The sequence below is a fragment of the Mesorhizobium sp. CA4 genome (assembly GCF_020165075.1).
Lineage (GTDB): Bacteria > Pseudomonadota > Alphaproteobacteria > Rhizobiales > Rhizobiaceae > Mesorhizobium.
Map to the genome: position 1 here is coordinate 18722 of NZ_JAIUHK010000057.1, position 9112 is coordinate 27833.

Consider the following 9112-nt stretch of genomic DNA (forward strand, 5'->3'; position numbering starts at 1 on the left):
TAGGGGCAGGTTACGCCGCCTGCACCTCAGCGGGGCGCACGCCGTCGATGTCCTGAGACAACGATCTTTCGATTTCGGAGAGCTGGCGGCGCTTGTCGGCCAACTCGCCCGAGAAGGCGAAGGTGCTGCCCTCGCGAGAGCGATAGGACGCGAGCCGCCGCTCGGCCTCCGCAAGCCGGTGGCATGCGCGCTCCTGTTCCTCCTCGAGATTGCCAAGGATATGTTCGAGCTTTGCGATCGCGCCGAGCGGCGTGGTGGTGACAGGCAACCCGACTTCCGTCGCCGCGCCGGTGCGCAGCAACGTGGTGACATAGCCATAGCTGTCCTGGCCAAAGCGCTCGCCGCGATATTCGAGTTCGAACCCGCCGATCGCGGCGATCGTGCGGGTACCGGCATGCTGGAGTTGCACCAAGCTCAGGATATCGGTCATCAGGGCGCGGCCGGCGAGCTTGCGCTCGACGTATGTCGCGTTGCCCACGCTCATGCGGAAAGCCTCGCCCGTCGTCGGAACCAGCCGCGCGAGGTCCTGGCCGATCTCGCCGAAGCGACGTGTCGAGTGTTCGATGTCGCGCTCGGCGTCGCGAATCTGCCGGCGAATGGCGAACTGATCGTCCTGATGCGCGGACCGGAGCCGCTCGAGCCGGGCGATGTCCGCCTCGAGGCCGGCCTTCTGCATCAGGCGCGGGTCGCCCGAGGCAATCGCCTTGGCCATGGCGAACTGGTTGGCCTGCCCTTCGCCGGGGTCTTCGAGCCGGCGCACCGAGGTATCGCCCGAGAGTGCAGCTGCGATGAAGCGAGCCTTGCGCTCGTTGTTCTGCCACATCTGGGCGTCCATCGAGCCCTCGGTGGCATAGGCAAAGATGTCGACGATGTCGTGCTGATTGCCCTGCCGCAAAATGCGTCCCTCACGCTGCTCGATCTGCGAGGGGAGCCACGGCACGTCGAGATGATGCAGCGCCTTGAGCCGGAGCTGGGCATTGACGCCGGTGCCCATCGTGTCAGACGAGCCGATGAGAAAGCGGACTTTGCCCGCGCGGACATCGCCGAACAGCCGCTGCTTGGCCTCCGACTTCTTGAAATCCTGCATGAAGGCGATTTCGGCCGCCGGCACGCCCATGCGCACCAGCTCGTCGCGAATCCAACGATAGGCCGAGAAGCCACGCGTCCGCTCGACATTGAGTGTGCCGAGATCGGAAAAGATCATCTGCGCCGCGCCGGTCAGTTCGAACGGCGTGCCGTCCGGCCGGACATAGGCTGCATCTGCGGTGTCGCGCCAGATGCGGTAGGCATTGGCGACCAGATCGTTGAGCTTGTTACCCGGCTCATTGTCATGTTCCGGATCAACGAGGCGGAGGTCGATCGCTGCATGGCGGCCATCCGTGATGACCGAGAGCAGGATATCGTCGCCGGGCTTGGGTGGCGCTTCGCGCTGTTCGATCGCCTTGACACGGGCGTCGAGGACAGCCTGGTAGCGTTTGAACGCGATAGATGGTTTGGAGGTCCTGATCTGCCGCGTGCCGGTCGAGAGCGCTGGCACCTTGACGTAGTCGCGCAGATCCTCGGGCGTGACCACGTCCGCGAAGCTGCGGAACATGGCGATCAGCTCAGGGACATTGACGAAGGTGGCGAAGCGGGTGACCGGCTTGTATTTGCCGTTGGGCTGCAGCTCGAGCTCCGTAGTGACGTCGCCGAAGGTCGAAGCCCAGGCATCGAACTCGTGGAGGCCACGTTCGGACAAGGCGGCGTAGCCGAGGTAGCGCTGCACCGAGAACATCTCGCCCAAAGTATTGGTGATCGGCGTGCCGGAGGCGAGGACGAGCGCCCGGCCCGGATTCGTGGTCTCGATGAAGCGGGATTTTACATAGAGATCCCAGGCGCGCTGCGAGCCGTTCGGATCGATCCCCTTCAGGCTTGACATGTTCGTCGCGAAGCTGAGCTTCCTGAACTCCTGCGCCTCGTCGACGATGATCTGGTCGACGCCGATCTCGGAGATGGTGAGCAGGTCGTCCTTGCGGGTGGCGAGCGATTCCAGACGTTCCTTGAGGCCTTCCTTCAGCCGCTCGAGGCGCTTGCGCGACACGCGATCGCTGCTTTCCACCTTCGTGAGCAGGACCTCATATAGCGCGAGCTCGTCCTGAATCATCTGCTGTTCGAACGAGGACCCAACGCCGATGAAGCGGAAGGCCGAATGCGTGATGATGATGGCGTCCCAGTTCGCCATGGCTGCGCGGCTGAGGAAGCGGCGCCGCTTGTCCTTGGTGAAATTCGTCTCGTCGGCGACGAGGATGCGGGCCGTCGGATAGAGCGCCAGGAACTCGCGCGCGGCCTGCGCCAGGCAATGTCCTGGGACGACCATCATGGCCTTGGCGATAAGTCCGAGCCGCTTCTGCTCCATGACGGCGGCAGCCATGGTCATGGTCTTGCCGGCGCCGACGGCATGCGCGAGATAGGTCGAACCGGCCGATATGATGCGCCAGATACCGCGCTTCTGGTGTCCATAAAGAGAAACGGCGCCTGAGGCGCCCGCAAGTTGCAGATGGTCTCCGTTGAATCTTCGCGGGGCGATGTTGTTGAAGCGGTCGTTGTAAACCCGCGCCAGCCGGTCGGTGCGGTCGGGATCGGACCAGATCCAGGTCTGGAAGGCCGTTTTGATCTTGGTGAGCTTCTCCTTGGCCGCCTCGGTGTCGACGACATTGAGCACGCGCCGTTCGCTGTCGCCGTCCTTCACGGTGTCGAAAATCTGCGGCATGCGGCTGTTGAGCGCGTCGCAGACGAGCTCACCGGCATGCCGGCGCTCGGTGCCCCATTCGGAGGTGCCGGACGCCATGTAGCCGAGCTGGCGTGCGTCGACGGTCCACGACGCCAGTTCTGGCATATGATGGATGCGGATCTCGGCGCCCATCCTCTGCTTGACGAAGGCGATCACATCGGCGGCCGGTATCCAGGGAGCGCCGAGACGCGCGGTAATGTCGGATGGGCCGAGATCTGCGGGCTGGACAGCAACGAGGGCGCGGACGTTGCGATCGAAGGCGGGATCGAGAGCCGCGGCGGCTTCAGCGGCCTTGAGCTTGTCGCGGACCTGGCCGGAGAGGTAGTCGTCGGCGGTCCGCCAGGCGCCGCTCTCCGGATTGCGGTAGATGGCGTCGCCCAGATCGGCGATGACCAGGTCGGGATCGACATGCGACAGCTCGGCGATGTGATCGATGTCGACATGGCCGCGCTCGTTCAGCACGACCGCGAGAGCGTCTGCAGGCGAATTGATGATCGGGGCCGCGGGCGGTGCGATCACCCGCTCGGTGAAGATCGGACCAGGCCGCGCCGTGTCCGTCTCGAGGTCGTAGTCCTCGATCGAGGCCACGAGCCAGCAATCAGGATCGTCGAGGAACGGGGCGAGGTTCGGGCGGCGATGCGTTTCGCGCACCCCGCCGGTCTCCAGGTCCTCGCTGGTCGACACGACGGTGGTGTTGATGGGACCGAAGTTACGGACGAAGTTTGACCAGGCGATGCGAAGCTTGACCTGCGCCGCCTTCCACGGCCGATCCAGCTCCTGCGCCTTGAGAACCTCGCGCACCGCGTCGCGGATCGGGATCAGCTTGCGGATGATGCGGGCGTGCTTGTCGGGCACCCCATCGCTCGATCGCCCCTTGCGAAGGGTGAGGGGCACTGGCGCGCCGTCGACCATCTGCATCAGCGCCGTGTTCGAGGCGACGAAGAAGCTGCCCTCGCGGATTGAGGGGCCTTCGGGGAGGTCTTCACCGAAGTGCCCGGTGTGCCCGCCTTTGAGATCGATCCTCTCGGGCTCGCCGTCATAGATGGCTTGCGGAAGAAGGGGGATCGCATCCGACAGCGCCTCTACAAGATCGATGCCCGGACACGGGAGGCAGGTATACGCCTCGCCGAACGGTCCCGACGTCCTCGCGTGCGTGCCAAGCACGAAATCCGGTCGCCGGGCGAGCCAGCGGTTGATGCGGATCGCAGCATTGTCGCCCTCGGCGGGACGGACCTCGTCGGTATCGAGCCACGAGGGATCGCCTTCGGCCTCGCCGTGCCCTCGTTTGCGGAAGAAGAGGAGGTCCACCACCACATCGGTGCCGGCGTCGGCCCGGAAACTGCCCTCGGGAAGGCGGATGGCGGCGACCAGATCGGCGGTCTTGCCGATGTGCTCGCGCACCGAACGATCCATCTTGTCCATGGTGCCCGAGCTGGTGACGAACGCCGCGAGACCGCCGGGCTTCAACAGGTTGATCGAGCGGGCGATGAAGTAATCATGCAGGCGCAGCCCCATCGAACGATAGGCGCGATCCGAGCGGACGATACGGTCCGAGAAGGGTGGGTTGCCGATGGCAAGATCGAAGTCAGCCGGCAAGTCGGTGCGGGCGAAGTCGGCGTTGAGAATGCGTGCCCGAGGCTGAAGTAGCCTGGCAATTAGCGCGGTCACCGGATCGAGCTCGACGCCGGTGACGTATACCTGGTCGCGCAGCTCTGCCGGCATCAGGGCCACAAACAATCCCGTGCCGATACCGGGCTCGAGCACCCTGCCCCCACGCCAGCCGAGACGCACCAGGCCTGCCCACATCGCGCGGACGATGAACTCTGGCGTGAAGTGCGCATACTGCGTGCAGCGCGCGAGCGAGGCGTACTCGGTGCTCGAAACCATGTCCTCGAGCTCGGCGCCCATTGCGTCCCAGCCGGCGCGGAAATCATCGTCCCCGGGACGGCGAAACAGCGCATTGGCGAGCTCGGACGCACCAAAGCCGGTGAAGCGGATCAGCCTCGCCTGTTCTTCGGGCGTCGCCGGCCGATCGGCGCTCTCGATTTCGGAGGCGAGCCGTATCGCATCGAGATTATCGCGGGCTCGCTGCTTCCAGCCACGGCCAAGACCGCGATCGGTCTCGAGGACGAAGCCGTTGCCATCCGGCCCGGCCTCGGCCGCGCAGCGCGGCGAGTGGCCTGGCGGTGATGCCGGCTGTGACTCCGGCACGGCGGGCGTCGCAGTCTCTTCAGGCTCGGGGTTGCCAGCGCCGAAGTCGTTGCCGAAGGCGGTGACCCCGAAACCGAGGCCGGACGAGAGCGTGGTGGTGTTGAACAGGTGGGGCGTGAATGGATCGTCGTTGGGCATCTGGAGAAATCCTCGTCGTGAAGGCGCGCGCGAGCCCCCGGCCGAGCGGATCGGCCAGGCGATCGACGTCGCGGGTTGGGAAGTCAGCGGGTGATCAGCGAGAGCGTGATTTCGGTCTCGCTGAGTTCGACGTTGAGGTGAGTAGCCCGCACGTTGCGGTCGAACAGCGGAAGCAGACGCTCGGCCTCGATGAGCTCGATGCCGTCATCGGCACCGAAGTGGCGGCGCTTGTAGTCCCACCAGTCAATGTCACCCCTGGGGTGGCATTGCTCGGAATAGATGACGAGCGCGCGTGCCCCTTCGGCGAGCCTGCCGTTGGACATGATGTAGACGCCCTCGTCGCCGACCAGCCACAGGCCCGGCCTCTCGACCTCGCCGGGGCGGGTGCCATAATAGGGATTGCGGAAGCCGCCATTGGCCGCCGAATCCTCGATTCCGCGCTCTATGATCTTGCGCACCGCTACGATCGGGAAGGTAAACATCGCCGCTCCCCTCACGCCGCTGCGCGGACGGGAAGGTGCCTGAGATGCACCGGCAGCTTGGCCGCGATCTCGTCATCGGTCAGGTCATCGAGCAACTTCTGCTCGGGCGTCCCCAGGACGTAGACGAGGATGGTGCGTTTGCCGAGATGCTTGGCTCCGAAGCGCTCCCCGGCGTAGCCGCGGTACTCGTCATGGGTCGCGCTCCAGACATGCTCGAGGCGCTCCGCACGCGTCATCGCCTTCACTGGCCAGGATTCGCGTTCGACGATGGCGTCGCGCATCTCGACCGGCGAGCGGGGCCGCACGAGGTCGCAATAGGCATGGAAGTAGCGCGTCTTGCCGTTGATGCGCAGTGTGTAGAAGACGCTGGTCAGGCTCTCGGTGAGGAACTCGCGCAGGGCGAACATCTCACCGCAGATCCAGAGCGGCGGCAGCAGGTCGAGCATGTAATCGTGCTCGGCTCGCGCGATCTCGAACCACTCGCCGGCGAACAGGCCGCTGTCCTCATTCTCCCAGCGATTGGGCCGCTGGGCGTGGCGATCGAAGAGGCGGAACATCTGCCGGCGGTCGGCGACGCCGAAGTAGATCTTGCGGATGGCGGATTGGGTCATGGGAGGCTCCTGGCCTTGTGCGGGCCGGAGCGCGGTTCATCCCCTATGGATCACCATCTTCTTCGGCCCTTCTGGACCCCTCTCCCGCCGCCGCCTCTCCGCCCGGGCGGGTCAAGGGCCGGCGTGAGCCGGGCGAAGCTTCACCCTTGAGGCGACCGGCGGGCATGCGGCAGCTCCCTCCTTCCTCCTCTCCTGCTTCCGCTGTCATTCTCAGATCGGCGTTCCAGTCGTCCGCTAAAGGCCGAAGGCGATCGCCGCCGCACCCAGCTTCCTCCCCCAGGCTGAGCAGGCGGTCGGCATAGATGTCGCCCTGTTTGTTGTTGTCGGTAGCCGCGACGAGCTCAATACCCGGCTTGGCGGCAAGCTCGCGGAGCGCCGCATCGGCTGCCGGCGACCAGCCTCCACCGGTGCTGAGATAGGAGGTGTCGGCGCGAAAGCCCTCAAGCGCGGCAAGGCTCATGGCGTCGATCGCGGCTTCGGTCACGCAAAGGCGCAGCGCATCAGGACTGCCCAGCCGGAACAGCACCTTGGCGCCGGCGGTGGCAAAGCCGCGCCAGACCGGTCCGCGTTCTTCCCAGCCGGTAACGGTGCCGTTGGTGTCGGTATGGGCAGCCCACATCGAGCCGTGCGGGCCTTCGCGCAGAACGCCGGCGCCGATTGCGGCACGGACGATGCGGTCGGGAAGATGGCGCGTCTCGGTGAGATAGCGCCAGGTCGCCGATCCGCGCCATGGCCTGCGCCGTGCGTGCCAGCGCTCCGGTATCGACAGGTCAGGCTCGCGCTCGCGGCACACCCGCTGCCAGACCGGCTCGCACGGCACGAACCCGACGAGGCTGGCGACCTCGTTCCTGGCTTCGACGAAGGGCACCTTCTCAAGATGTTCGACCAGCCGAAAGACATCGCCTTTGCCGTCGCCGAGCGGGTCGAACCAGCCCTTGCCGTCATGGATTACGATGATGATCGACGCCTCACGGCGATATTTCATCGCCCTGCGCGTGCTCTCCTTGGTGTCGAGGGCGAACCCCGCGCGCTCCAGCACCGCAGCGCAGGGCACCTTGTCCTTCAGCCCTTCAAGTTCTGCTTTTTCCATTTTGCCCGCGCACCTTTGCAGCGCCTCCCTTCTGTTCGGTTCTCGCCCAAAGATTTGGGCAGGAACAGGAGGCCGCGAAGAGCAAGGCGGGCAAGGGCGCGGTATGCAACGCCATGATAGCGGCGGGTTGCGCCGCGGCGCAGCTTCCCTTGCCGGACTTGGCGCGCAAGCGGCACGGTGCGCCGCCGTCAGTCTCGGTGACGCTTCCGCCTCCGCGGCCACTGCATCCACCGCGTCGATGTCCATTTCCACAAACGGAGCGATTCGGACAGCGTGGCGTTGAGCGCGAACGCCTGTCCGAAACTCGTAGCATTCTTCGGACTTCCACGCCGAGATACGTCGCGCCGTCCATGAAAGAGTCTGTCTCAAGGGACAGGCAGGCTCCTGTTCGGCCGCAGCTGAGCGCGGTTCGCTTCGATGAGTACGCCTGAAATGATTGGCGATTCACCTGATCTCAGTCAGGCCGCGGCAGTTTGGTTCGTTACCACAGCTTGCCGGAGATCAGCCTGACGAACGTTCCCCGGCCAAGCCACATGGCAGATGACGCCTTGGCAGTGAAAGTACGACAAAGACGCTAAATCCGAAGTTCGTATCGCATGCACATCAATAAGTTGCAATCGATGACCCGAAAAACCAAAAGTTGACATAAGTGGCAAGGCAGCATAGGAACTGGTCGTCGGTATTGCTGGCTGAGCTTTGGTTGTCGCGCGCTTGGCAACGCGCCCTGAACGAACTTTCTTTCAAAATCGTCATCATCAATCGGCAGCGCGTTCGCGTTGCCTTGGCTCAATATTGCTATGAAAGGGTTCATCATGACCACTGGCACAGTTAAATGGTTCAATTCCACCAAGGGCTTCGGCTTCATCCAGCCTGACAATGGCGGCGCCGACGCGTTCGTTCATATCTCTGCGGTCGAGCGCGCCGGTATGCGTGAAATCGTTGAGGGCCAGAAGATTGGCTACGAACTTGAGCGGGACAGCAAGTCAGGCAAGATGTCGGCCGGTAAGCTGCAGGCCGTCTGATCGGATCAGCTTTCCTTTGACCACGGATGTACTGGCACTGTGAAAGCATGAGACCTAATGGGGGTCAGGCAAATCTGCCTGACCTTTTTTAATTTCGGCGGAATGTGCGCTTCGAATAAATGGATATTGGCGGCGGACCGAAGCCAAGATGATCGAGGAAATCTCGATGGCAAACAAAATGAACGAGCTTCAGGCAATTAATACCGCGTGGCAAATCGCAATCCAGGAAATTCTCCGGTTAGTCGTGCGGGACATCTATAAAACAGGCGACGAGGCTTTATTCTTGTCCCATATCAAGCGCCTCGAAGAGTCTGCGATAGACAGCATCTCCACGGACCTTAGGCTCCGAGGGAACGACGAATGGACCGAGGTTCTCGTCAAAGAGAAGGCAAGCAATTTCGTCACGAGCCTTCTAACATCCTTCACCTTTGATCGCATCTGAACCAAACGGTGTTCGGGCTCGGACCCCGGGCGATTACGCGAGCGAGATACGATGATCGCGATATCGCGTGGAGGAATTTTCGGGGAAAATCGTCCGTTCCTAAATGCCCCAGCGGTCAATCCCGCCGGGGCAGCGCCTACTGTTCTTTCACCTCCCCAAGGCGGCCTTCAAGTTCTTTCATAAAATGGGCTTCGTTGAGCAGGACTTCCCAATCGGTGCCGAAACGTCCGACCAGATCGTGGGCTTGCTCCTCGGATATGTTTGCTTCTCGGGACAACCGGCCGGCCAAGAGATCAAAGGTGGCGAGATCTGCCTCGAGCAAGCCATCGCGGTGCTGCATCGCCGC

At 63.6% G+C, this 9112-nt stretch carries 7 protein-coding genes; 2 read left to right on the forward strand and 5 right to left on the reverse strand.

Features of this window, described 5'->3' with window-relative positions:
• Nucleotides 1–10: 10 nt before the first annotated feature.
• The 4 genes from LB528_RS28680 to LB528_RS28695 form a co-directional block, all read right to left on the reverse strand.
• Nucleotides 11–5119, reverse strand: a complete 5109-nt coding sequence (locus LB528_RS28680; protein ID WP_224717124.1) for an Eco57I restriction-modification methylase domain-containing protein — start codon at nt 5117–5119, stop codon at nt 11–13.
• Nucleotides 5120–5202: 83 nt separating this feature from the next.
• Nucleotides 5203–5601, reverse strand: a complete 399-nt coding sequence (locus LB528_RS28685; RefSeq protein WP_224517515.1) for a DUF3085 domain-containing protein — start codon at nt 5599–5601, stop codon at nt 5203–5205.
• A gap of 11 nt (nt 5602–5612) precedes the next feature.
• On the reverse strand, nt 5613–6212 hold the full coding sequence (locus LB528_RS28690; protein ID WP_224517517.1) for a DUF1419 domain-containing protein: 600 nt from the start codon (nt 6210–6212) through the stop codon (nt 5613–5615).
• A gap of 43 nt (nt 6213–6255) precedes the next feature.
• Complete coding sequence (locus tag LB528_RS28695) at nt 6256–7302, reverse strand: DUF3991 and toprim domain-containing protein (RefSeq protein WP_224717125.1); 1047 nt, start codon at nt 7300–7302, stop codon at nt 6256–6258.
• A gap of 812 nt (nt 7303–8114) precedes the next feature.
• On the opposite strand from LB528_RS28695, the gene LB528_RS28700 reads away from it, so the two are divergent.
• Nucleotides 8115–8324 (forward strand): cold-shock protein, encoded by a 210-nt coding sequence (locus LB528_RS28700; protein ID WP_095769174.1) that lies wholly within the window; start codon nt 8115–8117, stop codon nt 8322–8324.
• Between the two features lie 166 nt (nt 8325–8490).
• Nucleotides 8491–8766 (forward strand): hypothetical protein, encoded by a 276-nt coding sequence (locus LB528_RS28705; protein WP_224517532.1) that lies wholly within the window; start codon nt 8491–8493, stop codon nt 8764–8766.
• 136 nt (nt 8767–8902) lie between these two features.
• On the opposite strand, the gene LB528_RS28710 is transcribed toward LB528_RS28705, so the two are convergent.
• Nucleotides 8903–9112 (reverse strand): hypothetical protein (locus tag LB528_RS28710; protein ID WP_224717126.1); only part of this gene is annotated, 210 nt, incomplete at its 5' end.

Coding starts and splice junctions, on each gene's coding strand:
- LB528_RS28680 (WP_224717124.1), bottom strand. CDS start 5,119: ATGCCCAACGACGATCCATTCACGCCCCACCTGTTCAACACCACCACG.
- LB528_RS28685 (WP_224517515.1), bottom strand. CDS start 5,601: ATGTTTACCTTCCCGATCGTAGCGGTGCGCAAGATCATAGAGCGCGGA.
- LB528_RS28690 (WP_224517517.1), bottom strand. CDS start 6,212: ATGACCCAATCCGCCATCCGCAAGATCTACTTCGGCGTCGCCGACCGC.
- LB528_RS28695 (WP_224717125.1), bottom strand. CDS start 7,302: ATGGAAAAAGCAGAACTTGAAGGGCTGAAGGACAAGGTGCCCTGCGCT.
- LB528_RS28700 (WP_095769174.1), top strand. CDS start 8,115: ATGACCACTGGCACAGTTAAATGGTTCAATTCCACCAAGGGCTTCGGC.
- LB528_RS28705 (WP_224517532.1), top strand. CDS start 8,491: ATGGCAAACAAAATGAACGAGCTTCAGGCAATTAATACCGCGTGGCAA.